This is a genomic window from Streptococcus sp. 45 (assembly GCF_900108865.1).
GTDB lineage: Bacteria > Bacillota > Bacilli > Lactobacillales > Streptococcaceae > Streptococcus > Streptococcus ruminicola.
The window spans coordinates 20,393-42,989 of record NZ_FNXZ01000002.1; the positions used below are offsets into that span (position 1 = coordinate 20,393).

Annotated in this window: 23 protein-coding genes; 22 read left to right on the forward strand and 1 reads right to left on the reverse strand. The window is 38.0% G+C overall.

The window, feature by feature from the left end; all coding sequences use genetic code 11:
• Positions 1 to 104: 104 nt before the first annotated feature.
• Positions 105 to 950: a hypothetical protein gene (locus BMX18_RS03880; RefSeq protein ID WP_093815192.1), complete on the reverse strand. Its 846-nt coding sequence runs from the start codon at positions 948 to 950 to the stop codon at positions 105 to 107.
• A 132-nt stretch (positions 951 to 1,082) separates the two neighbouring features.
• Between BMX18_RS03880 and rsmD the strand changes: the two genes are divergently transcribed.
• The 22 genes from rsmD (at position 1,083) to trpA (ending at position 22,563) form a co-directional block, all read left to right on the forward strand.
• Positions 1,083 to 1,622 carry a 16S rRNA (guanine(966)-N(2))-methyltransferase RsmD gene (rsmD, locus tag BMX18_RS03885; RefSeq protein WP_039697336.1) on the forward strand — a complete coding sequence of 180 codons (540 nt, stop codon included), beginning with the start codon at positions 1,083 to 1,085 and terminating at the stop codon, positions 1,620 to 1,622.
• 31 nt (positions 1,623 to 1,653) lie between these two features.
• Positions 1,654 to 2,151 carry a pantetheine-phosphate adenylyltransferase gene (coaD, locus tag BMX18_RS03890; protein ID WP_093815194.1) on the forward strand — a complete coding sequence of 166 codons (498 nt, stop codon included), beginning with the start codon at positions 1,654 to 1,656 and terminating at the stop codon, positions 2,149 to 2,151.
• Complete coding sequence (locus BMX18_RS03895) at positions 2,129 to 3,214, forward strand: SepM family pheromone-processing serine protease (RefSeq protein WP_074869306.1); 1,086 nt, start codon at positions 2,129 to 2,131, stop codon at positions 3,212 to 3,214. The genes coaD and BMX18_RS03895 overlap by 23 nt, the downstream gene beginning before the upstream one ends.
• Positions 3,215 to 3,344: 130 nt before the next feature.
• Positions 3,345 to 3,593 carry a DUF3923 family protein gene (locus BMX18_RS03900; RefSeq protein WP_093815196.1) on the forward strand — a complete coding sequence of 83 codons (249 nt, stop codon included), beginning with the start codon at positions 3,345 to 3,347 and terminating at the stop codon, positions 3,591 to 3,593.
• A 102-nt stretch (positions 3,594 to 3,695) separates the two neighbouring features.
• On the forward strand, positions 3,696 to 5,024 hold the full coding sequence (locus BMX18_RS03905; RefSeq protein WP_093815198.1) for a bifunctional metallophosphatase/5'-nucleotidase: 1,329 nt from the start codon (positions 3,696 to 3,698) through the stop codon (positions 5,022 to 5,024).
• A gap of 29 nt (positions 5,025 to 5,053) precedes the next feature.
• Positions 5,054 to 5,614, forward strand: coding sequence for a YutD family protein (locus BMX18_RS03910; RefSeq protein ID WP_074563232.1), 561 nt, complete (start codon positions 5,054 to 5,056; stop codon positions 5,612 to 5,614).
• A gap of 20 nt (positions 5,615 to 5,634) precedes the next feature.
• The gene (rlmN, locus tag BMX18_RS03915) at positions 5,635 to 6,735 is read left to right on the forward strand and encodes a dual-specificity RNA methyltransferase RlmN (protein WP_039697319.1); all 1,101 of its coding nucleotides are present in this window, start codon (positions 5,635 to 5,637) and stop codon (positions 6,733 to 6,735) included.
• Between the two features lie 9 nt (positions 6,736 to 6,744).
• A complete protein-coding gene (locus tag BMX18_RS03920) occupies positions 6,745 to 7,251 on the forward strand; it encodes a VanZ family protein (RefSeq protein ID WP_039697318.1) in 507 nt (168 codons plus the stop codon).
• Positions 7,252 to 7,365: 114 nt separating this feature from the next.
• A complete protein-coding gene (locus tag BMX18_RS03925) occupies positions 7,366 to 9,111 on the forward strand; it encodes an ABC transporter ATP-binding protein (RefSeq protein ID WP_074481836.1) in 1,746 nt (581 codons plus the stop codon).
• Positions 9,101 to 10,846, forward strand: a complete 1,746-nt coding sequence (locus tag BMX18_RS03930; RefSeq protein ID WP_093815200.1) for an ABC transporter ATP-binding protein — start codon at positions 9,101 to 9,103, stop codon at positions 10,844 to 10,846. The genes BMX18_RS03925 and BMX18_RS03930 overlap by 11 nt, the downstream gene beginning before the upstream one ends.
• Before the next feature lie 152 nt (positions 10,847 to 10,998).
• On the forward strand, positions 10,999 to 11,877 hold the full coding sequence (locus tag BMX18_RS03935) for an ABC transporter ATP-binding protein (RefSeq protein ID WP_074481838.1): 879 nt from the start codon (positions 10,999 to 11,001) through the stop codon (positions 11,875 to 11,877).
• Positions 11,874 to 12,605 (forward strand): ABC transporter permease, encoded by a 732-nt coding sequence (locus BMX18_RS03940; RefSeq protein ID WP_074481839.1) that lies wholly within the window; start codon positions 11,874 to 11,876, stop codon positions 12,603 to 12,605. Before BMX18_RS03935 ends, BMX18_RS03940 begins: the two co-directional genes overlap by 4 nt.
• A complete protein-coding gene (locus BMX18_RS03945; protein WP_180366622.1) occupies positions 12,602 to 13,693 on the forward strand; it encodes a sensor histidine kinase in 1,092 nt (363 codons plus the stop codon). Before BMX18_RS03940 ends, BMX18_RS03945 begins: the two co-directional genes overlap by 4 nt.
• A 1-nt stretch (position 13,694) precedes the next feature.
• A complete protein-coding gene (locus BMX18_RS03950; RefSeq protein WP_074481840.1) occupies positions 13,695 to 14,291 on the forward strand; it encodes a response regulator transcription factor in 597 nt (198 codons plus the stop codon).
• A 127-nt stretch (positions 14,292 to 14,418) separates the two neighbouring features.
• Complete coding sequence (locus tag BMX18_RS03955; RefSeq protein ID WP_074481841.1) at positions 14,419 to 15,576, forward strand: permease; 1,158 nt, start codon at positions 14,419 to 14,421, stop codon at positions 15,574 to 15,576.
• A gap of 728 nt (positions 15,577 to 16,304) precedes the next feature.
• Positions 16,305 to 17,660, forward strand: a complete 1,356-nt coding sequence (gene trpE, locus BMX18_RS03960; RefSeq protein WP_074481842.1) for an anthranilate synthase component I — start codon at positions 16,305 to 16,307, stop codon at positions 17,658 to 17,660.
• Positions 17,657 to 18,226: an aminodeoxychorismate/anthranilate synthase component II gene (locus tag BMX18_RS03965; protein ID WP_074481843.1), complete on the forward strand. Its 570-nt coding sequence runs from the start codon at positions 17,657 to 17,659 to the stop codon at positions 18,224 to 18,226. The genes trpE and BMX18_RS03965 overlap by 4 nt, the downstream gene beginning before the upstream one ends.
• Before the next feature lie 15 nt (positions 18,227 to 18,241).
• A complete protein-coding gene (gene trpD, locus BMX18_RS03970; protein ID WP_074481844.1) occupies positions 18,242 to 19,246 on the forward strand; it encodes an anthranilate phosphoribosyltransferase in 1,005 nt (334 codons plus the stop codon).
• On the forward strand, positions 19,243 to 20,010 hold the full coding sequence (trpC, locus tag BMX18_RS03975; protein WP_093815202.1) for an indole-3-glycerol phosphate synthase TrpC: 768 nt from the start codon (positions 19,243 to 19,245) through the stop codon (positions 20,008 to 20,010). The genes trpD and trpC overlap by 4 nt, the downstream gene beginning before the upstream one ends.
• A complete protein-coding gene (locus BMX18_RS03980) occupies positions 19,997 to 20,578 on the forward strand; it encodes a phosphoribosylanthranilate isomerase (protein WP_074481846.1) in 582 nt (193 codons plus the stop codon). Before trpC ends, BMX18_RS03980 begins: the two co-directional genes overlap by 14 nt.
• Entirely contained in the window at positions 20,575 to 21,777 is a 1,203-nt protein-coding gene (gene trpB, locus BMX18_RS03985) for a tryptophan synthase subunit beta (RefSeq protein ID WP_074563251.1), read from the forward strand. Before BMX18_RS03980 ends, trpB begins: the two co-directional genes overlap by 4 nt.
• 3 nt (positions 21,778 to 21,780) lie before the next feature.
• A complete protein-coding gene (gene trpA / locus BMX18_RS03990; RefSeq protein WP_093815204.1) occupies positions 21,781 to 22,563 on the forward strand; it encodes a tryptophan synthase subunit alpha in 783 nt (260 codons plus the stop codon).
• The last annotated feature ends 34 nt before the right edge of the window (positions 22,564 to 22,597 follow it).

Below are 22,597 nucleotides of genomic sequence, written 5' to 3' on the forward strand. Positions count from 1 at the left end.
TTTGAAATATAAAACTAATTACAATAGAAGAATATCACTTTGAAATAATTCTGTAAATATGGCTAAGAAAAAAATCGCTAGAAAAAATTCTAACGACTAAACTGTTATTCAAATTTACAGCGTGTATATCCAGCAGCAATAGCATTTGATAGTGTTGTTGGTGTAGTACTGTTTGAGCGGTTAAGACCACGGCAGTATGGGCTTAGGTGATAACGACGACCAGTGTTTGTGATGTAAACAGTAGTAGCATCACCTTGTTGTGCAGCAGCGGCAGCTTGCTCTTGGGCTTGACGTGCGGCTTCAGCTTCTTGAGCTCTTTTGGCTTCTTCAGCTTGTTTCGCTGCCTCAGCTTCTTTGGCATCAATAGCTGAAACGACAGCCTTGATGCGGTTATTAAAGGCTTCCTTTTTAGCTGAATCAGATATCGCATTTACTTTATTTTTAGCGTCATCGACGTTTTCACGTTTTTGGTCGCTTTCGAGTTTTTTAACAGCTGTTTCAGCTGCATTGATAGCTTCTTGCTGTTTCTTAGCTTCGATGGCTGTTTTTACAGTTGTGATATGCTTTTGGAGTTTTTCCTTCAGCTTGCTATCTGTGACAGCATTCACTTTATTAGTTGCAGCATCGAGGTTAGCTTGAGTTTGCTCGTTTTCAAGCTTTGTGACAGCAGCTAGGGCTTCATCTTCGATAGCTTTGACTTTTTGGTATTCTTTTTTACCAATTTCAATGTATTTGGCGTTTTCTTCTTTGAAATCGCTGAGTTCGTCTTGACTATCAATTAAGTCTGATTTGGTATCGTCAATTTCTCGGCTGAGTTGTTCAATCTTAGTTTCAGCTTGGGTAAGTTCATGATCTTTACTTCCTTGAGCAGAGAAGCTACCAATCAATAAGACTGACAAGACAGTAAGGGCAATATTTTTCTTGTCTTTAAAGAATTTTTTAAAATCCATCATAACTCCTTTATCCTAAAAAACTTTGATAATTAAAATTATCCGATTCATCATATCAAATCTTAGTTTTAGTGTAAACCTTATCAATAATTTTTTAAGGCATTTTAGGTTAATTTTGTTATAATGGTTCTTATGAGAGTTGTAGCAGGAAAATTTGGTGGGCGTCCCTTGAAGACGCTCGATGGAAAAATTACTCGTCCGACAACTGATAAGGTTAAGGGCGCTATTTTTAATATGATTGGCCCATTCTTTGATGGTGGGCGTGTTTTGGATTTGTTTTCTGGTAGCGGTAGCCTTGCTATTGAAGCTATCTCACGTGGGATGGATGAAGCGGTCATGGTTGAACGCAACCGTAAGGCGCAAGCTATTATCACAGAAAATATCAAAATGACGAAATCTGAACAGCAATTCCATTTGATGAAGATGGATGCTAATAAAGCACTCGGCATGGTCAAAGGACCATTTGATTTGGTTTTGTTGGACCCGCCTTATGCGAAAGAGGAAATCGTTAAAAATATCACTGACATGGAAGAAGCTGGGCTTTTGTCTGAAGATGTGATGATTGTATGTGAAACAGATAAAGCTGTGGATTTGCCAGAAGAGATTTCAAGCTTTGGCATTTGGAAACAAAAAACATACGGAATTAGTAAGGTGACGGTTTACATTAGATAGTAAATGTCATGATATCCTTGATGGAGGCAATATGACAAAAATTGGTTTGGTGACGGGATCTTTTGACCCTGTGACAAATGGACATCTTGATATTATAGCGCGTGCGAGTCGACTATTTGATACGCTTTATGTAGGGATTTTTTACAATAAAAATAAGAAAGGGCTGTTTAGCATTGCTGAGAGAAAGGCTATGTTAGAAGAAGCAGTCCAAGCTTTCCCAAATGTAAAGGTCGTAACAGCGCATGATTCTTTGACGGTTGATGTAGCTAAAGAATTGAATGTTGGCTATTTAGTGCGTGGAATTCGAAATGCCAAGGATTTGGAATATGAAGCTGACCTTGCTTTTTATAATCAACATTTGGCAAGTGATATTGAGAGTGTCTTTTTGTTAACCTCACCAGAGTGGCTTCATGTCTCATCTAGTCGTATTCGCGAATTGATGCATTTTCATTCGGATATTTCGGCCTTTGTTCCAGACAGTGTTGTGAAAAAAGTGGAGGAAAAATATGGCAATCTTAAACGCATTTAAAGGGATTTTGAAAAAGTTAGGTCGTATTTTATATCGCTTTAAATGGTGGATACTAGGAGTAGTGGGAACTGTATTTCTCATCTTTAGTTTATTTTATCCCCTCGACTATTATGTTGAAATGCCTGGGGGTGCTTATGATGTTCGTAGTGTTTTAACCGTTAATAACAAAACAGATAAAGACGAAGGTTCCTATAACTTTGTAGCGGTGACAGTGAGCCAAGCGACGCTTGCTCAGCTGGTTTATGCTTGGTTAACACCGCATACGGAGATTTCAACGGCTGCCGCAACAACAGGTGGCTACAGTAATGAAGATTACATGCGTATTAATCAATACTATATGGAAACTTCACAAAATACAGCGACCTACCAAGCTTTAACCCTAGCAGGGAAAGACGTTAAGCTTGATTATCAAGGTGTCTATGTCCTAAATGTAACCAAAAATTCAACCTTTAAAGGACTTTTACATCTAGCTGATACGGTTACTGGTGTAAATGGTAAAACGTTCAAGAGTTCACAAGAATTGATGGCTTATGTAGCAGACTTGGACCTTGGCTCTAAAGTCACTGTTCAAGAAATTTCAAACGGTAAAACAAAAGAGGTTTCTGGTAAAATCATTGAATTGCCAAATGGTAAAAATGGTATCGGTATTGGTTTAGTCGATCATACCAAGGTGTCATCTGATGTCGATGTGACTTTTGATACCAGTGGTGTTGGTGGACCTAGTGCAGGCTTGATGTTTACCCTTGATATTTATGATCAAGTTAATAACGAAGATCTTCGTAAAGGTCGTAAAATTGCTGGTACTGGTACCATTGAATCAGATGGTTCTGTTGGTGATATCGGCGGAGCAGGCTTAAAAGTTGTCTCAGCTGCCAAATCTGGTGCAGATATTTTCTTTGTTCCAAATAATCCAGTCGATAAAGAAACATTGAAAAAAGATCCTGATGCTAAGACAAATTACGAAGAAGCCAAAGAAGCTGCTAAAGACCTTGATACAGACATGAAAATTGTCCCTGTCAAGAATGTCCAAGAAGCGATTGATTACCTAAGAAGTACAAATTAATACAAGAAGCATCTCTTTTAGACTAGCTAAAAGAGGTGTTTTTTGATGCATCAGTTAACTTTTTCTTAAGCTTTATTGTTTACAATGGTTTAAAATGAAGAGGTGGAATACTAATAGATTGGAGGAGTGTATGACAAACTGGCAGAAACGTTTGGTGATTGGCTTTAATATTGCAGCCTTGTTTATCTTTTTAGATGTTAGTTTGTTAATTTTTATTAGATCTGTAAATGGTCATGGTATTTATCAGACCTTAGGCATGAAGGGGCTGACTTTCTCAGCTTGGGTACTTTGTTATGCTTCCTTATGGATGGTCCAAGGAATTGCTTATATGTTTGTTAAACGTCTCTCCTTGGCAAAAGAACAGCGAAATAGTCGCTGAGTATTGAAAAGCTAGATTTTTTATCTAGCTTTTTTGGTTGATAATAGATTTGTAAAGGCACTGAAATATCACTATTGGGGTGGAAAATGCTATAATATTGCTATGACAGAAAAGCTAACGATTTTACATCTGAATGATTGGCATTCTCATTTTGAAAACTATCCAAAAATCAAACGTTTTTTTCAAGAATATCCTGAGACAAATGAAGTTATTCGCCTTGATATTGGGGATAATATTGACCGCTGGCATCCGATGACAGATATCAGTAAGGGAAAATGTAATGTTCAATTTTTAAACGAGCTTAAGATTGACTTTGCGACGATTGGAAATAATGAAGGTATTGGTTTAGCTAAAAACTGGTTAAATCAAGTTTACCAAGAGGCTGAATTTGATGTTATTTTAGGAAACTTAGAAGACGATAATGGTCGCCCAGCTTGGGCTGAGCCTTATAAGATTTATGAAACGAAAGCAGGCACTAAGATTGCTTTTTTAGCTTATACTTTTCCCTATTATCTGACTTATAAACCAGGTGGATGGACAGTCCTTGACCCTTTAGAATGCTTAAAAAGAGACCTTGCTATTAAGGAAGTGCAAGAAGCAGATTTTAGAATATTATTAAGTCATTTGGGACTTCCTTGGGATGAAAAAATCACTGCTGCTTGTCCAGAAATTGATTTGATTATTGGGGCTCATACGCATCATGTCTTTGAAGATGGGGCATGCCTTAACGGCACCTATATGGCTGCAGCAGGAAAGTACGGTCAGTTCGTTGGTGAAATTAATCTCAGCTTTGATAATCATGAAATGACTGATATCACAATCCACGCTCATGAAACTAGTCATATGGCAAGTAAACCAGGAGATAAAGAATGGATTGAAAAAATTGTTTCAGATGGTCGCAAGCTTTTAGGGCAAGAAATGGTGAAGCAATTTGATGAGGATTTGAGTTTAGACGAGTCTTGTCAATTGGTTATGGATGCCATGAAAGATTATGCCAAAGCAGATATTGCCATGATAAATTCTGGCTTGGTTGTAGAGCCTTTTACTAAGGACATTACTAAAGATACTTTGCACCATTCGCTTCCGCATCAAATGCGACTAGCAAGGTTAGAAGTAAGTACCGATGAGTTAGCCGAAATCTGTCAAGATGTTTATTCGCAAGCAGAATTGTTAGCAAGACAACAAATCCGTGGTATGGGATTTCGCGGTAAGGAATTTGGGACCGTTTTAACGAGTGGCTTTGCTTACAAAAACGGAAAAATAGTGTATAATGAAAAGGTTACGAATGAAAAGGAGACTGTCAGTCTAGTCTTGGTTGATCAATATTATTTTGCTCGTTATTTTGAAAGCATTAAATCACATCAAGCTGAGTTGCTTTTTCCTGAATTGCTTCGAGAACTGGTAGAAGACTACCTCAGACATAAAGAATAAGTTTTACGATGGATGAAGAGAGGAGACCGATGAGAAAAGATATCTCTCCTGAAATGTACAATTACAATAAATTTCCTGGTCCACAATTCGTGGCATTTTCTGATCGTGTCAAAAGCGATGATATCGAGTTGTTGATTTTAGCCAATGAAAAAGATGCTTTTAACGCAACCGTGTTTAGTCAACGTTTTTCAGATATCTTGCTTAAATATGACTACATCGTCGGAGATTGGGGAAATGAACAGCTACGTCTAAAAGGTTTTTACAAAGATGACCGAGACGTTAAAAAGGCTAATCGTATTTCACGTTTAGATGATTACCTTAAAGAATATTGTAATTTTGGCTGTGCTTATTTTGTTCTTGAAAATAAAGAGCCACGTGCTGTGAAGTCTGAAGAAGAAAAACAAACAAGACGTCATAAATCACAAAAACGTTCGTCTGGTAAGAAAAAAGCTGATCGTTCGGGAAATCAACATTTTACCAGCCAAAAACGCAAAGAAAGCAAAGGACGCAGTGAGCGTCACCAAAAACGTGAACAACAAAAAGAAATTCAGTCGGCAAAACAATTTGTCATTCGCCGCAAAGAGAAATAGGAAGGAAATAAATTTACAGAATGCAAACAGAAACTAAGGACATGAAGCCCTCTATTTACGGTTTAACACGTGATGAACTCATCGAATGGGCAATCGAACACGGTGAAAAGAAATTTCGTGCAACACAAATTTGGGATTGGCTTTACCGTAAACGTGTCCAATCTTTTGAAGAAATGACAAACATTTCAAAAGATTTTATCGCTATTTTAAATGAAAATTTCTGCGTTAACCCATTGAAACAACGTGTCGTCCAAGAAGCATCAGATGGTACCGTCAAATACTTGTTTGAATTGCCTGATGGGATGTTAATTGAAACAGTTTTGATGCGCCAACACTATGGTTTGTCAGTCTGTGTAACATCACAAGTCGGTTGTAACATGGGTTGCTCATTCTGTGCCAGCGGTTTGATTAAAAAACAACGTGATTTGACAAGTGGTGAAATCACTTCACAAATCATGATGGTACAAAAATACTTTGATGAACGTGGTCAAGATGAGCGCGTGAGTCACGTCGTTGTTATGGGGATTGGTGAACCATTTGATAACTACGATAACGTGCTTCGCTTTGTTCGTACGATTAACAATGACAATGGTCTTGCTATCGGTGCTCGTCACATCACAATTTCAACATCAGGTTTAGCACACAAAATCCGTGAATTTGCTCATGAAAGCTTGCAAGTTAACCTTGCCGTTTCTCTTCACGCGCCAAATAATGAATTACGTTCACAAATCATGCGTGTCAACCGTTCATTCCCACTTGAAAAACTTTTTGCTGCGATTGAATACTACGTTGAAACAACTAACCGTCGTGTGACGTTTGAGTATATCATGTTAAATGATGTTAATGACTCACCAGAAAACGCACAAGAATTGGCTGATTTGACGAAAAAAATCCGCAAATTGTCTTACATCAACTTGATTCCATATAACCCAGTTTCTGAACACGACCAATACCGTCGTTCAAGTAAAGAACACGTTGCAGCCTTTTACGATGTTCTTAAGAAAAATGGTGTTAACTGTGTCGTTCGTCAAGAACACGGAACTGATATTGATGCCGCTTGTGGTCAATTGCGTTCAAATACAATGAAACGTGACCGCCAAAAAGCTGCTAAAGCAAAATAAGAAGGTAAAATGAGAAAGCTATTTGATGAAGAACTTGAGTTGACAAGCTTAGGGCGTAAGGTGGCAATAACTTTGGTGGGGATTTACATCCTTGCCCTTTGCTTCTTGTGTTTTAGTCCGCAACCATTTAAAATCGATGGGGTTGAGACACCCAATATCATTTATTATGGACGCTTACGTTTGCTTTTGGTGCCGTTTAACAGTTTGATTGGTATTGGTCAGCTTGATAGTGCCTTTGAAGCATTTTGGGTATTTGCGCAAAATGTCACCAATATGTTTCTTATCTTTCCTTTGATGTTGGGATTGATTTGGCTATTTCCAAAACTACGTCATTGGAAGAGAGCTTGGCTATTTGCTTTTGGAGTGAGTCTAGTGATTGAAACGACTCAATTGCTTGTAGACTTACTCTATAATGCTAATCGGGTCTTTGAAATTGATGATCTTTGGACTAATTCATTAGGTGGCTTACTAGCTTTGGGGCTTTACACAGTTATTTACAAAAAATATCACAAGTAGTTATTTATAGGTCAGGAAAAACTCCTGACCTTTTTCATATGAGAAGCTTAGGGCAGGAAACTTGACTTAGAGTCTACTCAAGGGTGTATAATATCAGCTAGAAAGCAGGTTTTAATGAAAATTATAAAGGATCTCTGGTGGTTTTTTAGGCTGGAGAAAAAACGGTATATTATTGGAATTCTTGCTCTTATTTTGGTGGCAATTTTAAACCTTGTCCCTCCAAAAGTTATGGGCGGAGTTATTGATCGAGTGACATCTGGTGAGTTAACACAAGGGCAATTGCTGATGAGCTTATTCTTGTTGGTTTTATCAGCTTTTGCTATGTATTTTTTACGTTATATTTGGCGAATGTATATCTTGGGAACGTCGTATCGTCTTGGTCAGATTATGCGTTTTCGCTTATTTGATCATTTTACAAAAATGTCACCTAGTTTTTATCAAAAACATCGTACGGGTGATTTGATGGCGCATGCTACTAATGATATTAATGCGCTGACACGTTTAGCAGGCGCTGGAGTTATGTCAGCAGTAGATGCAACAATTACGGCTTTTGTGACTTTGGTGACAATGGCTTTTAGTATTTCTTGGCAAATGACCTTGGTAGCGGTGATTCCTTTGCCATTTATGGCATATGCAACAAGTCGTTTAGGACGAAAGACTCACCAAGCGTTTGGAAAATCTCAAGCTGCCTTTTCAGAATTAAATAATAAGGTTCAGGAGTCCGTGTCAGGTATCAAAGTAACCAAGTCATTTGGATATCAAGAAGATGAACTTCAGTCTTTTCAAGAAATCAATGACATGACTTTTGTTAAGAACATGAAAACCATGAAATATGATGTCATGTTTGATCCTTTAGTGCTTTTATTTATCGGGGCAAGTTATGTTTTGTCATTGTTGATGGGAGCTTTTATGGTATCAGCCGGTCAAGTGACGGTTGGTAATTTAGTAACCTTTATCACTTACTTAGATATGCTAGTTTGGCCCTTAATGGCAATTGGTTTTCTTTTTAATATGATTCAACGCGGTTCTGTCTCTTATAATCGTATTAATCGTCTTTTGAAAGAAACATCTGATGTCCAAGAAAGTAAACAGCCTTTGCAGACTATTCAGAATGGTACTTTGGTTTATGATATTGATTCGTTTCATTATGAAAATGAGGAGACGTTATCAGATATTCATTTTGCTCTAGAACAGGGGCAAACGCTGGGATTAGTTGGGCAGACCGGTTCTGGTAAGACTACCTTGATTCGTTTGTTGTTACGTGAATATGATTTGACTGATGGTCGGATTATGCTTGATGGCAACAATATCAAGGATTACAAGTTATCTGATTTACGCCGTTTGATTGGTTATGTCCCACAGGATCAATTTTTATTTGCCACTAGTATTTTAGAAAATATTCGTTTTGGAAATCCCGATGCCTCTTTAGAAAAGGTTGAAGCAGCAACGAAGTTATCTCGAGTTTATGATGACATTATGGCAACACCAGATGGCTTTGAAACTTTGATTGGTGAGAAAGGGGTTAGTCTTTCTGGTGGTCAAAAACAGCGGATTGCTATGAGTCGTGCCATGATTCTTGATCCTGAAATTTTGATTTTGGACGATTCTTTGTCAGCAGTAGATGCTAAGACAGAACATGCTATTATTGAGAATCTTAAGCAAACTCGTCAACATAAATCGACAATTATCACAGCACATCGTTTGAGTGCGGTGGTTCATGCTGATTTAATCTTAGTCTTGCAAGATGGGCATATCATTGAACGAGGGCGTCATGAGGATCTTATTAAGCAAGGTGGCTGGTATGCAGATACTTATGAAGCTCAGCAATTAGAAATGGAAGGAGATAGTGATGAAGAATAATGCAAATCAGTGGCGTGTATTTAAGCGCCTCATGAGCTATCTCAAACCTTATAAATTCTTAACCGCCTTAGCTCTAGGTCTTTTACTACTAACAACGGTTGTTAAGAGTCTGATTCCACTGATTGCTTCTTACTTTATTGATCATTTTTTGACGGATATGAATCAGACTGCTATGCTGATTTTAGTTGGTTATTACCTCATGTATGTCTTGCAGACGCTTATCCAGTATTTTGGAAATTTCTTCTTTGCGCGTGTGTCTTATAGCATTGTTAGAGATATTCGAAGAGATGCTTTTGCAAACATGGAAAAACTCGGTATGGCTTACTTTGACAAAACTCCCGCGGGTTCTATTGTCTCTCGTATTACAAATGATACTGAAGCTATCAGTGATATGTTTTCAGGCCTTTTATCAAGCTTTATTTCGGCTATTTTTATCTTTTCAGTAACTCTGTTAACCATGTTGAAATTGAATGCGACATTGACAGCTTGGGTTGTGATTTTCTTGCCATTTATCTTTGTTTTGGTTAATCTTTATCGCAAAAAATCGGTAAGCGTGATTGAAAAAACACGTGCATTGTTGTCAGATATTAACAGTAAATTGTCTGAGAGCATCGAAGGGATCCGAATTATTCAATCCTTTAGTCAAGAAGAGCGTTTGAAAGATGAATTTGAAGCTATCAATGAAGAGCATGTGCTTTATGCTAATCGTTCGATGGCATTAGATAGTCTTTTCTTGCGCCCTGCTATGTCACTTCTGAAGTTATTAGCATATGCTATTTTAATGGCATATTTTGGTTTTTGGGGAATGGAAATTGGTATTTCTGCTGGTTTGATGTATGCCTTTATCCAATACGTTAATCGTCTTTTTGATCCTTTGATTGAAGTGACTCAGAATTTTTCAACTTTGCAAACCTCAATGGTTTCAGCTGGACGGGTGTTTGATTTGATTGATGAACAGCAATATGAACCTGAACAAAATGGTGTGTTAGATTTTGTGCAAGATGGCAATATTGAGTTTAAAAATGTGAGTTTTTCTTATGATGGAAAACGCCGGATTTTAGACAATATTTCCTTTAAGGTTAATCAAGGTGAGACGATTGCCTTTGTAGGATCGACTGGATCAGGAAAGTCATCAATTATTAATGTCTTTATGAGGTTTTACGAGTTCCAATCAGGTCAAGTTTTACTGGATGGTAAAGATATTCGTGATTATTCTAAAAAAGCTTTGCATAAAAATGTTGGTTTGGTACTGCAAGAACCATTCTTGTATCATGGTACTGTGAAATCTAATATTAAAATGTATCAGGATATTTCTGATGATGCTGTTCAAGCTGCCGCAGCCTTTGTGGATGCTGATCAGTTCATTCAAAAATTACCTGATAAATATGAGACAAAAGTGACAGAACGTGGTTCAAGTTTTTCAACAGGTCAACGTCAACTTTTGGCATTTGCAAGAACCGTAGCTAGTCAGCCGAAGATTTTAATTTTGGATGAAGCGACAGCAAACATTGATTCAGAAACGGAAAACACTGTTCAAGAGTCTTTGAAGAAAATGCGTCAAGGTCGTACAACCATTGCCATTGCTCACCGCTTATCAACCATTCAAGATGCTGACTGTATCTACGTCCTAGACAAAGGTAAGATTATTGAGTCAGGAACTCATGATGAATTGCTAAGTTTGAAAGGAACTTATCATCGTATGTATCAACTGCAAGCAGGTATGATGGAAAAATAAACTGATAACCAATTTGCTAAAGAGCAGATTGGTTTTTTGTTGCCATAAACATGACAAAAGTCATGTGATGTCATGACATTATAAGCTAAAAAGCTCAGCTATTTTTTTCTAAAATAAAATCATCAAATAAAGAGAAAAATGGAGCTTATGAAATGATTACGGTTGAAAATATCTCAAAGACCATTAAAGGAAAAACTATTTTACAGAACATCTCGTTTGAAGTGGCTGACGGAGATTGTGTGGCTCTGATTGGTCCAAATGGTGCCGGGAAAACCACTTTGATGTCATGCTTGTTAGGAGATTTGAAAATTAGTAAAGGAAAGATTGTCATCAATGGTTTAGCCCCAAATAGTCAGCGATTAAAAGATTCAGTAGCTGTTTTACCACAAGAAAATCGCTTGCCAGAAAAATTGAGAGTATGTGAATTAATTGCATTTTTTAAAGCGATTAGCAAGACCCCTTTAACTGATAAAGAGATTGATTACATTTTGCAATTTAGCAAGGAACAAAAAAATCAGCTAACTGAGAAATTATCGGGTGGTCAAAAGCGCTTGTTGGCTTTTACTTTGTGCCTTATTAGCCAACCCAAAATTCTTTTCTTAGACGAACCAACAGCAGCAATGGATACTTCAACGAGACAACATTTTTGGCAAATTATCCAATCGTTAAAGGGAAAAGGCGTGACCATTATCTACTCAAGTCATTATATCGAAGAAGTCGAACACACGGCTGAGCGCATTTTAGTTTTACATCATGGAAAGTTGCTACGTGATACGACTCCATTTGCTATGAGAGAAGCTGAACATGAAAAACAAGTTACCTTGCCAAAAACATTTTTACCATTTGTTAACGGTCTAGCAAATGGTTATCGCATTAAAGTAAAGAATGACTCAGTTACTTTTATGACAAAAGAGATTGATAGTGTCTGGCAGAAATTACAGAAACAAGGTTGCCAGATTTCTGATATTGAAATTCAAAATAAAACCTTATTAAATACATTATTTGACCAAACACAGGAGAATGAAAAATGATTGCTTTATTAAAAGTTGAATGGATTAAAACGAAACGTACTTGGATAACCTTTGTATTATCTATTGGAATGCCGGTTTTCTTTTTCTTGTTCTTTTCTGGGATGGAACTCTCCCCAGATTTAAAAGAGCAGAAGATGTTGGTGATGAGTTATATGTTAACCATGACAGCATTTTCAATGTCAAGCTTTGGCTTCTTCTCATTTCCGGCTATGCTTGTGGAAGATAAGACTAGCTATTGGTTGACTTATATTGAACATTCTTCGGTTTCAATTTGGCAGTATTATCTATCAAAAGTGATTCGAGTTTTGGTTTGCTTTTTATTGTCTATTTTAGCAACGTTTTTATTTGGTGCGATTTTTCGTGGGGTGACAATGTCGCTTAGCCGCTGGTTGGGTTCAGCAGCCTTATTGTTATTGTCAAGTTTACTATTTCTAGCTTTTGGTTTGTTGATTTCGCAAATGAAATCACAACAGTTAATGACAATTGTCGGTGATATTGCCTTTCTTGGATTGGCTATTATCGGTGGTTCTTGGATGCCAATCGAGACCTTTCCAGAGTGGATGCAAAAGCTAGCCAAAGTAACACCGATTTATCATGTGAATATCTTGGTGACGGACTTTGCTAAAAATGCTCAATTAAATTGGCAGTCCTTGATTATCGTGCTTGGCTATGCCATAATAATAGCAGCGTTAGCGCTTATGATTAAGAATAAAACTGAGGTTAAATGATGTTGAAAAGGATTAGGAATGTTCATCCCTTATTTTATATGCCCTTAGCTTTCTTAGCTTTTCCTGTTTTGGGTGTTTTCTTTTTAGGCTATCCAGTTTGGACTCTGGGGATAACAGCGGCTTTTTTGCTTGGCTACCTTTTTCTTGTCAATTTTGAAGAAAATCCCTTAACCAATTCTTGCTGGTTACTCATGCTATCTTATATTATCTACATGACACTTTGTGTTGATGGTGGCATGATGTGGTTTACTTTTTATTTTAATAGTTTGCTTGTTTTTCAATTTCAAGATGATTATCGCTCATTTCGTTTTATTTCCTATGATTTAGCCATGCTTTTGATGATGTTTGTAGGAATGACTTTGGCAGAGGACATAACGACACGTGTGATGATTCTTCTTGTTCCTGTTGTGAATTATGCCATTTTATTTCACTGGATGAATGCTCGAAAAAATGAAGCACAAGAAAAAGCTATCATGGAAAAGAATCGTACCATTAATTTGTTACTAGCTGAAAATGAGCGAAACCGTATTGGACGTGATTTGCATGATACCTTGGGCCATGTCTTTGCTGCCATGACCTTAAAAACAGAGTTAGCACTTAAGCAATTGGAGAAGGGAAAATACGACCTTGTCAAAAAGCAATTAGAAGAATTAAACCAAGCTAGCCGCTCTTCGATGCATGATGTTAGAAATATTATCAATAACCTCAAATTTAGAACACTGGAAGAAGAGATTGAGCAGTTGGAGCATTTCTTTGCTATGACGGAGATTGATTATCAGTTGAAAAATGATTTGAATTTAGAAGCGATGGCACCGGTTTTGCAATCAACTTTGTGCATGATTTTGCGAGAACTAAGCAATAACGTCATTAAGCATAGTCAAGCTAATCAATGTCGTTTTCATTTATTTGAAAAAGAAGATAAGGTATTTGTCAGAGTAGAAGATAATGGTGTTGGTTTTGGAAAAATAACTGGAGATGAACTTCAATCTATTCGTGGTAGGCTTCTTCTAGTTGAGGGGAATATTCAGATTCTGTCACAAGCTCAACCGACACTTATCCAAGTTGAATTGGGATTAAAGGAGAAATAGGATGAAATTATTAGTTGCTGAAGATCAATCCATGCTGCGAGATGCTTTGTGCCAATTGTTGCTCATGGAAGATGATGTTGACGACGTTTTGCAGGCTGGGGATGGTGAAGAGGCTATTGAACTAGTCAAAACTAACTCAATAGATGTAGCGATTCTTGATGTTGAAATGCCTAAAAAATCAGGACTTGATGTTTTAGAATGGATTCGAGAGCATAAGGATTTGAAAGTGATTATTGTGACAACCTTTAAACGAGTTGGTTACTTTGAACGTGCAGTAAAGGCAGGTGTTGATGCTTATGTGTTGAAAGACCGTTCAACTTCTGAGTTGATGTCAACAATCCACACAGTGCTTGCAGGCAAAAAAGAGTATTCACCGGAATTGATGGAATCTATGATAAGCCAGGATAATCCGTTGAGTCCTCAAGAAAAGCGTATTTTACAATTGATTTCACTTGGAAAATCGAATCAAGATATTGCTGATACTCTTTATCTTTCAAATGGAACGGTGAGAAATTACACATCATCAATTTTTAATAAATTATCAGCCAATAATCGTGTTGAGGCGGCTAGAATTGCTAAAGACAAAGGGTGGTTATAAAGTAAATTAGAACTCGGTCAAATGGGTTCTTTTTTATTTTCCTCAATTAAAAAACGATTTCTGATTTTTGACATTTTGTTTACAGTTCCTGTTTTACAAGATTTCATTAGCATAATATAATGAAGGTATGGAAAATAAAAAATTAAGTATTGTGCTAGATCAGGCAGTTGTCGATCAGTTAAATCTGAGTAAAGGGCAGCAATTAAAAGCTGAATTATACAATGATAAATTGGTTCTTCAAAAAGAGGGAAAACCAAAACAAGGACGTTTATCAAGCTGGGTTTTAATTTTATCAACTGTCATTTTATGTGTCTTATTTTATGCAGTGAGTTCTATTGAGAAGATGGATCAGATTTTGTTGGTTGGGGATTATTCTATTATTACCTTCTTGATTGGTTTTGGTGGGATACTTGGAATGACCATTTTTACAACAACGCTCATTCGCAACCGGACAGTCTTTCTTGGTGGCATCAAAGCGCGAGTTTTTTGGCGCATGCTTCCTGTTATTGTTGCCTCGTTTGCAGTGATTTTACTGTTAGCTCTTCTCGGATTTGGTTGGCTGCTGGAGCAGATTTTCACGGGTGCTTCTTTTGACAAGTTAACTTCGAGTTTGATTTTAGGTGCATCAATCTATGCGGTCAGTCTTTTTTGGGGGCAAATAGCAGAGATGATTAGGGCGACTTGGTTGACAACCGTTTTTACAGTGATTATGGTCAGTGGTGTCTTTGTCGCAATGGCGACGAATCGATCTTTGCAGTGGTGGCATTTCAACTTAAGCTTTTTGGGAACACAAGCTGCTAAGGAAAGTTGGCAATTTAATCTGACTTTGATTTTGTCAGCCTTAGTTTTGGTTGCTTTGGTGGATTACTTGTTTGTCGCTTTAGGTGAAAAATATGGTAAAAACTGGAAATTAAGAGCTATACGTATCATGTTGACCATCTTAGGGATTGATTTGGGAGCAGTTGGCTTTTTCCCGAATGACGCTAGCTCACATCTCTTGCATACCAGAGTAGCAGGGTATCTGGTTTTGATTATCATTGCCTTAATTATCAGTGTTAAATGGCTTTTGCCAGAAGTAACGCGAGATTTCTTGATTATGTCTTATGCTATTGGTGGCATGTTGGTTGGATTAGAAATCGCCTTTCAGGGTATTCATTACTTATCTTTAACAGCTTTTGAATTGAGTGCCTTCTTACTTGCTTTTGCTTGGTTGATTCGATTAATCACCCATTTAGAAGGACTCTTATCCCCTGAAACAAAAGAAATTACTTTAACCCTTGAATAAATTCTAAATCTCTGAGTTTGACTTAGCGTTCTTGCTAGGAAAAACTTAGAGATTTTTTAATTAAATCAACAAAACAATGAAAAATGTTGAATTTTTAGAAAATTCATAAAAAACACTTGACAAGTCAAAATCAGGTGTTTATAATGATAACCAATCAGAAAGTAGCAAGGATTTGCTTACAGGGAGCTCGTGGTTACTGTGAACGAGTAGCAGGTGGTTGTGAAATTGGGCTGATGGTATATTGTTGAAGATAAGAAATATTTTTCAGGTAGGCACCCCTTATCGTGCAACTCCTTGTTAGAGGAGATAGAGATGACGGAGTATGAGTTTTCCGTTAAACTGAGGTGGCACCGCGCTATACATTAGACGTCCTCACACAGAAGTTTTTTCTGTGTGAGGTTTTTTGTTTAGATTCGGTGATTGATATAATACTGAAGAAGATTTCAAGATACAAGTGAGATAAACATCGTGAGTGATGGTAAGTCTCAGGTAGGCACTCCTTATCGTGCAGCTCCTTGTTAGAGGAGATAGAGATGACGAAATATTTTTCGTTAATTGAGGTGGCACCGCGCTATACATTAGACGCCCTCACACAGAAGTTTTTTCTGTGTGGGGTTTTTTGTTTAATTGGGAGGAAATCATGAGAAGAAGAGATAAAGGCTGGCGAAGTAGCTGCTAGAATTAAAAAAATTAATCACTATTAAAAATTCATGTAGAGAGGACATGACATGCGAAAAATTCTAACTGCTGATACTTTAACACCTATTCTTGCTTATATGCGAGTTCAAGGTGAGCATAAGGTTATTCTTGAATCAATTCCACGAGAAAAAGAAAATGCACGTTTTTCAATCGTGGCATATAACCCAGTCTTTGAAATCAAATATGAAAATGGCGAGTTAACCGAAAATGGTCAAGTCATTACTGGTGACCCACTGGATTATCTTAATCACGTAACGGTCAAAGGAGAAGCTACTGATTTGCCTTTTGGTGGCGGTGCGATTGGCTTTGTCGGTTATGACATGATTAGCCTTTATGAAAATATCGGAGAGATTCCAGAAGATACAATTGGAACGCCAGATATGCATTTCTTTGTTTATGAATCTTATTTGATTTTTGACCATAAAACTGAAAAAGTTTACGTGGTTGAAGATAACATCTACAGCCATCGTGACAACGATGCGACACGTCAAGCACTTGGTAAGGTAGTGAAAGATTTGCAGACGCAAGCACCAAACGAATTTTCACCACAGGAATTACATTCTCTTGAGTTTAAACACCACATTGAAAAAGAAAAATTTGAACAGATGGTTGACACGGCCAAGCAATTGATTCGCCAAGGGGATATGTTTCAATGTGTATTGAGTCAACGTTTCTCAAGTCCGTTTGAGGGTGACCCGCTTGATTATTACCGTAATTTGCGCGTGACTAATCCGTCAAATTATCTTTATTTCTATGACTTTGGGGATTATCAAATTATCGGAGCAAGTCCTGAAAGTTTGGTTTCTGTGAAAAATGGTGAAGTAACAACGAATCCAATTGCAGGAACTCGTCCAAGAGGTGCTGATGATGCTGAAGATGCTGCGCTAGCTAAAGACTTGCAATCTGATATCAAAGAAACAGCTGAACATCGCATGTTAGTTGATTTAGGACGAAATGATATTGGAAGAATTTCTCAAAATGGTACGGTCAAAGTAACCAAATATATGGAAGTGGAGTATTTCCGCTATGTCATGCACTTAACCAGTGTGGTTAAAGGGCAACTGTTACCTGGTGTTCAAAGTATTGATGCCTTAAAAACAACATTGCCAGCTGGTACTGTATCAGGGGCACCGAAAATTCGTGCCATGAAACGCATCTATGAATTGGAAGAAGAAAAGCGTGGCGTATATGCGGGAGCGATTGGTTACCTTTCAGCAACTGGTGATATGGATTTTGCCATTGCTATTCGAACAATGATTCTTAAAAATCAAAAAGCATATGTTCAAGCAGGCGCAGGAATTGTTTATGACAGCGTTCCAGAAAATGAATTTTACGAGACCATCAATAAAGCCAAAGCCATGACACGAATAGGGGATAGCAAATGATTTTATTAATTGATAATTACGATTCTTTTACCTATAACCTAGCACAGTACCTTGGGACATTTGCAGAGGTAAAAGTTCTACGAAATGATGATGACACACTTGAAAAAACTGCTCAAGAAGCAGATGCCATTGTTCTATCACCAGGTCCAGGTTGGCCTGCAGATGCTGGAAAGATGGAAGATATGATTCAAGCTTTTGCGGGTCAAAAGCCAATGTTAGGCATTTGTCTTGGGCATCAAGCTATTGCAGAGAGCTTTGGTGGCAAACTTGGTTTAGCTAAAAATGTTATGCATGGTAAACAAAGTGAGATTGAAGTACTGACACAAACACCAGTTTTTGCAAGCTTAGCTAAGAAAATGCCCATCATGCGTTACCATTCAATCGTAGTGACAGATATGCCAGAAGATTTTGAAGTTACTGCAAAAACGACTGATGACCAAGAAATCATGGCTATCCAGCATAAACAGTTACCAATTTACGGCCTTCAATTTCACCCAGAAAGTATTGGGTCACCAGATGGTCTTAAGATGATTGAAAACTTTGTACGATTAGTTGTTGAAAAGTAAAGTGAGGGAAAGATAATGAAAGAACTCTTTAATCAAATTGCTAACAGAGAAGATTTATCAGAAGAACAAGTCGAAGCATTATTTGATAGCATTCTAAATAATACTATTTCAGAAAGTGAAATTGCCGCTTTTCTAATGGGACTTAAGGTTAAAGGTGAAACACCTTCTGAAATTACTGGTATTGTCCGTGCTCTGAAAAGTCATGCCGTTGATTTACCAGAAGATTTTACAGATGCTATGTGTAATTGTGGTACAGGTGGTGACCAATCTTACAGTTTTAATATTTCAACAACAGCTTGCTTTATTTTAGCAGCAGGTGGTATTCGTATTGCCAAAGGTGGTAATCGTTCGGTGTCATCAAAATCAGGTTCTGCTGATGTTCTTGAAGCTTTGGGCATTAATATTGCTGCTTCACCAGCAACATTATCAAAAGCTCTTGATGAAGTTGGACTCGCCTTTATCTTTGCTCAAACCATGCACCCAGCTATGCGCTTTATCGGTCCCGCACGTAAAACACTTGGGATTCCAACTATTATGAATATCGTTGGTCCTTTGGCAAATCCGCTTGACCTTGAAACGCAGTTGATGGGCTTGTATCGGGCAGACCTCCAAGAAACAGCAGCACAAGTCATGCAAAAACTCGGACGCAAACGTGCCATTATTGTCACAGGGCCAAATAACATGGATGAAGCAGCTCTTTACGGCAAAAATACTTATACATTGTTAGAAGACGGTCAAATCACTCAACACAGCTTTACTTACAAAGACCTTGGCATGCCAAGAGTTGAGTTAGATGATATTGTTGGCGGAGATGCTAAGCAAAATGCAGATATTTTAGTCAGCGTTCTTGAAAATCAGGCTAGCCCATATCTTGAAACAACCGTGCTAAATGCTGGTCTTGGCTTTTATGCTAACGGTAAAGTTGATAGTCTAGCAGAAGGGATTGACCTTGCTCGTCAATTAATTGCGGATGGTTCTGCTCTTGCTAAACTTCACCAATTGCAAGAGGTACAAGTATGAGTAAAGAATTTTTACCAACCATTTTAAAGCAAAAAGAAAAAGAAGTTGCCTCTCTAGAACTTGAGCCACTGCAACCTCTTCGTGAGACTTATAAGCTCTACGATTACCTTAAAAATAATGCGAATAAGCTGCAAATTATCGCTGAGGTAAAAAAAGCCAGTCCCAGTCTTGGTGACATTAATCTCGAAGTTGATATTGTTAAGCAAGCCAAAATTTACCAAGATAGCGGTGCTGTGATGATTTCTGTTTTGACAGACCCTTTCTTTTTCAAGGGGGACATTGATTATCTTCGTCAGATTTCAAATCAAGTAAAAATTCCAACCTTGGCAAAAGATTTTATCATCGATGAAAAACAGATTATTCGTAGTCGAAATGCAGGAGCAACTGTTATTTTACTGATTGTGGCAGCTCTTTCTGAGACGCGTTTGAAAGAACTTTATGACTTTGCAACAGGATTAGGACTAGAAGTTCTGCTTGAAACGCATAACTTAGCAGAGTTGGAAGTGGCTCATCGCATTGGTGCTAAGATTATCGGAGTTAACAATCGTAACTTGGTGACCTTTGAAACGGATATCAATACAAGCTTGGAGCTATCAACATATTTTAAAGAAGGTCCAGTTTATATTTCAGAGTCAGCTATTTTTACTAAAGAAGATGCTGAGCTCGTTGCTCCATTTTTCAATGGTATTTTAGTTGGTACGGCTTTAATGACCGCTGAAAATGTAGCCGAGAAAGTGAAGGAGTTGCAAATTGACAAAGGTTAAAATTTGCGGACTTTCAACCAAAGAAGCTGTTGAACAAGCGGTTAAAAGCGGAGCTGATTATATTGGTTTCGTCTTTGCCAAAAGTAAACGTCAAGTCGGCATAAAACAAGCTAGCCATTTAGCTCAGTTGATTCCAAAAACTGTCCAAAAAGTGGGTGTTTTTGTAAGTCCGACCCTCTTGGAGCTTCAAGAAGCCATAACTAAAGTGCCTCTTGATCTTGTGCAAATTCATGGTGAGTTTGCTGATGAGGACTTTGAAAAAATTGGAGTTCCAAGTATTCGTGCCATTCCTGTCCAAAAAACACTGGGAGAAATTCATACTAAAGCGGATTTTCTATTATTTGACGCCCCCCTAGCTGGTTCCGGAAAGACATTTGATTGGGAGCTGCTAAAGGATAAAAAAATAGCGAAGCCATATTTTTTAGCAGGTGGATTGAGTGTCGATAATGTCGGACAAGCTATAACTTTCTTTCGACCCTACGCTGTTGATGTTTCTTCTGGTGTTGAGACGGATGGTAAAAAAGATTTATTGAAGATTATGAGATTTATAGAAAGTGTGAAAAAATGAGCTATAACCAACCAGATATTAATGGATTTTATGGAAAATTCGGTGGACAGTTTGTCCCTGAAACGCTGATGACAGCCGTTATTGAACTTGATAAAGCTTACCGCGAAGCAAAAGCTGACCCAAGTTTTCAAGCAGAACTTGATGAACTACTTAAAAACTATGTTGGACGTGAAACACCGCTTTATTACGCAGAGCGCTTAACTAAGCATATCGGTGGTGCTAAGATTTACCTTAAACGTGAAGACCTTAACCACACTGGTGCTCACAAAATCAACAACGCCCTTGGTCAAGTTCTCCTTGCAAAACGCATGGGTAAAAAGAAAATCATTGCCGAAACTGGAGCTGGTCAACACGGTGTGGCAACAGCTACAGCAGCTGCACTTTTTGACATGGAATGTACTATTTACATGGGTGAAGAAGATGTCAAACGTCAAGCCCTCAATGTTTTTCGTATGGAGCTGCTCGGTGCTAAAGTACACGCTGTCACAGATGGTTCACGTGTCTTGAAAGATGCTGTTAATGCAGCTCTTCGCGCGTGGGTAGCTAATATTGAAGATACACACTATATCATGGGCTCAGCACTTGGTCCTGCACCTTTCCCAGAAATTGTACGTGATTTCCAATCAGTAATCGGTAAAGAAGCTAAGAAACAATATGCTGAGATTTCAGGCGGAAAATTGCCAGATGCTGTTCTAGCTTGTATCGGTGGTGGCTCAAATGCAATCGGACTTTTCTATCCATTTGTTGAAGATGAATCTGTTGCCCTTTATGGTGCTGAAGCTGCAGGACATGGTCTTGACACTGAAGAGCACGCAGCAACTTTTGCCAAAGGTCGTCCAGGTATCTTGCATGGAGCTTTGATGAATGTTCTCCAAGACCGTCACGGACAAATCATGGAAGCTTTCTCAATTTCAGCAGGTCTTGATTACCCTGGGGTTGGTCCTGAACACTGTCACTTCCAAGATATCGGTCGTGCAACCTATGATTCAATTACGGATGAAGAAGCACTTGAAGCATTTATGCTTTTGTCACGACTTGAAGGGATTATCCCAGCGCTTGAATCAAGTCATGCCGTTGCGCTTACCCAAAAAGTTGCTAAGGAGCTTGGGCCAGACAAATCAATTATCGTTTGTCTATCAGGACGCGGAGATAAGGATGTTGTTCAAGTAAAAGAACGTTTGGAAGCAGAAGGGAAGTAAACGATGACTAAGACACTTACAAAACATCTAAATGAGATTAAAGCCAGCGGCAAAGGAATTTTTGTTCCTTATATCATGGCAGGTGACCATGACAAAGCTTTAGACGGTTTATTTGATACCATTACTTTTTTGGAAAATAGCGGAGCTTCTGCCATTGAAGTAGGTATTCCTTGGTCTGATCCTGTTGCTGATGGGCCAGTCATTGAACTAGCAGGGCAACGCAGTTTGGCTAAAGGTGTGAATTTGACAGCAATTGTTAAAAAATTACAAGAACAAACAGTCGAAGTGCCTTTGGTCATTATGACTTACATCAATCCTGTTTACCAATACGGCATTGAAAAATTTGTTAAAGATTTGGCCAATACCTCTGTTAAAGGTTTGATTATTCCTGACTTGCCACATGAGCATGAAAATCTTATCAAGCCATACCTTGATAATACAGATATTGCCCTTGTTCCACTGGTCAGCTTGACTACTGGCATCGAACGCCAAAAGACTTTGTGTCAAAATGCTGAAGGTTTCATCTATGCGGTTGCTATCAACGGTGTTACAGGTAAAACTGGTAATTACCGAGATGATTTGGATAAACATTTGGCAAATCTTGAAGCTGTTGCTGACATTCCAGTATTAACAGGATTTGGAGTGTCAACAAAAGCTGATATCGAGCGTTTTAATAAGGTGTCAGATGGCGTCATTGTCGGAACTAAAATTGTTCGAGATTTACACGAAGGTAAAGCAGATGACGTCGCAGCATTTGTAACGTATGGCTCAAATTATCAAAAATAAAAGAAAACCACTCGATTGAGTGGTTTTTATGATA

Bases quoted from the DNA above. Each gene is read 5' to 3' on its own strand.
- BMX18_RS03880 (WP_093815192.1), bottom strand. From the start codon at position 950: ATGGATTTTAAAAAATTCTTTAAAGACAAGAAAAATATTGCCCTTACT.
- rsmD (WP_039697336.1), top strand. From the start codon at position 1,083: ATGAGAGTTGTAGCAGGAAAATTTGGTGGGCGTCCCTTGAAGACGCTC.
- coaD (WP_093815194.1), top strand. From the start codon at position 1,654: ATGACAAAAATTGGTTTGGTGACGGGATCTTTTGACCCTGTGACAAAT.
- BMX18_RS03895 (WP_074869306.1), top strand. From the start codon at position 2,129: ATGGCAATCTTAAACGCATTTAAAGGGATTTTGAAAAAGTTAGGTCGT.
- BMX18_RS03900 (WP_093815196.1), top strand. From the start codon at position 3,345: ATGACAAACTGGCAGAAACGTTTGGTGATTGGCTTTAATATTGCAGCC.
- BMX18_RS03905 (WP_093815198.1), top strand. From the start codon at position 3,696: ATGACAGAAAAGCTAACGATTTTACATCTGAATGATTGGCATTCTCAT.
- BMX18_RS03910 (WP_074563232.1), top strand. From the start codon at position 5,054: ATGAGAAAAGATATCTCTCCTGAAATGTACAATTACAATAAATTTCCT.
- rlmN (WP_039697319.1), top strand. From the start codon at position 5,635: ATGCAAACAGAAACTAAGGACATGAAGCCCTCTATTTACGGTTTAACA.
- BMX18_RS03920 (WP_039697318.1), top strand. From the start codon at position 6,745: ATGAGAAAGCTATTTGATGAAGAACTTGAGTTGACAAGCTTAGGGCGT.
- BMX18_RS03925 (WP_074481836.1), top strand. From the start codon at position 7,366: ATGAAAATTATAAAGGATCTCTGGTGGTTTTTTAGGCTGGAGAAAAAA.
- BMX18_RS03930 (WP_093815200.1), top strand. From the start codon at position 9,101: ATGAAGAATAATGCAAATCAGTGGCGTGTATTTAAGCGCCTCATGAGC.
- BMX18_RS03935 (WP_074481838.1), top strand. From the start codon at position 10,999: ATGATTACGGTTGAAAATATCTCAAAGACCATTAAAGGAAAAACTATT.
- BMX18_RS03940 (WP_074481839.1), top strand. From the start codon at position 11,874: ATGATTGCTTTATTAAAAGTTGAATGGATTAAAACGAAACGTACTTGG.
- BMX18_RS03945 (WP_180366622.1), top strand. From the start codon at position 12,602: ATGATGTTGAAAAGGATTAGGAATGTTCATCCCTTATTTTATATGCCC.
- BMX18_RS03950 (WP_074481840.1), top strand. From the start codon at position 13,695: ATGAAATTATTAGTTGCTGAAGATCAATCCATGCTGCGAGATGCTTTG.
- BMX18_RS03955 (WP_074481841.1), top strand. From the start codon at position 14,419: ATGGAAAATAAAAAATTAAGTATTGTGCTAGATCAGGCAGTTGTCGAT.
- trpE (WP_074481842.1), top strand. From the start codon at position 16,305: ATGCGAAAAATTCTAACTGCTGATACTTTAACACCTATTCTTGCTTAT.
- BMX18_RS03965 (WP_074481843.1), top strand. From the start codon at position 17,657: ATGATTTTATTAATTGATAATTACGATTCTTTTACCTATAACCTAGCA.
- trpD (WP_074481844.1), top strand. From the start codon at position 18,242: ATGAAAGAACTCTTTAATCAAATTGCTAACAGAGAAGATTTATCAGAA.
- trpC (WP_093815202.1), top strand. From the start codon at position 19,243: ATGAGTAAAGAATTTTTACCAACCATTTTAAAGCAAAAAGAAAAAGAA.
- trpB (WP_074563251.1), top strand. From the start codon at position 20,575: ATGAGCTATAACCAACCAGATATTAATGGATTTTATGGAAAATTCGGT.
- trpA (WP_093815204.1), top strand. From the start codon at position 21,781: ATGACTAAGACACTTACAAAACATCTAAATGAGATTAAAGCCAGCGGC.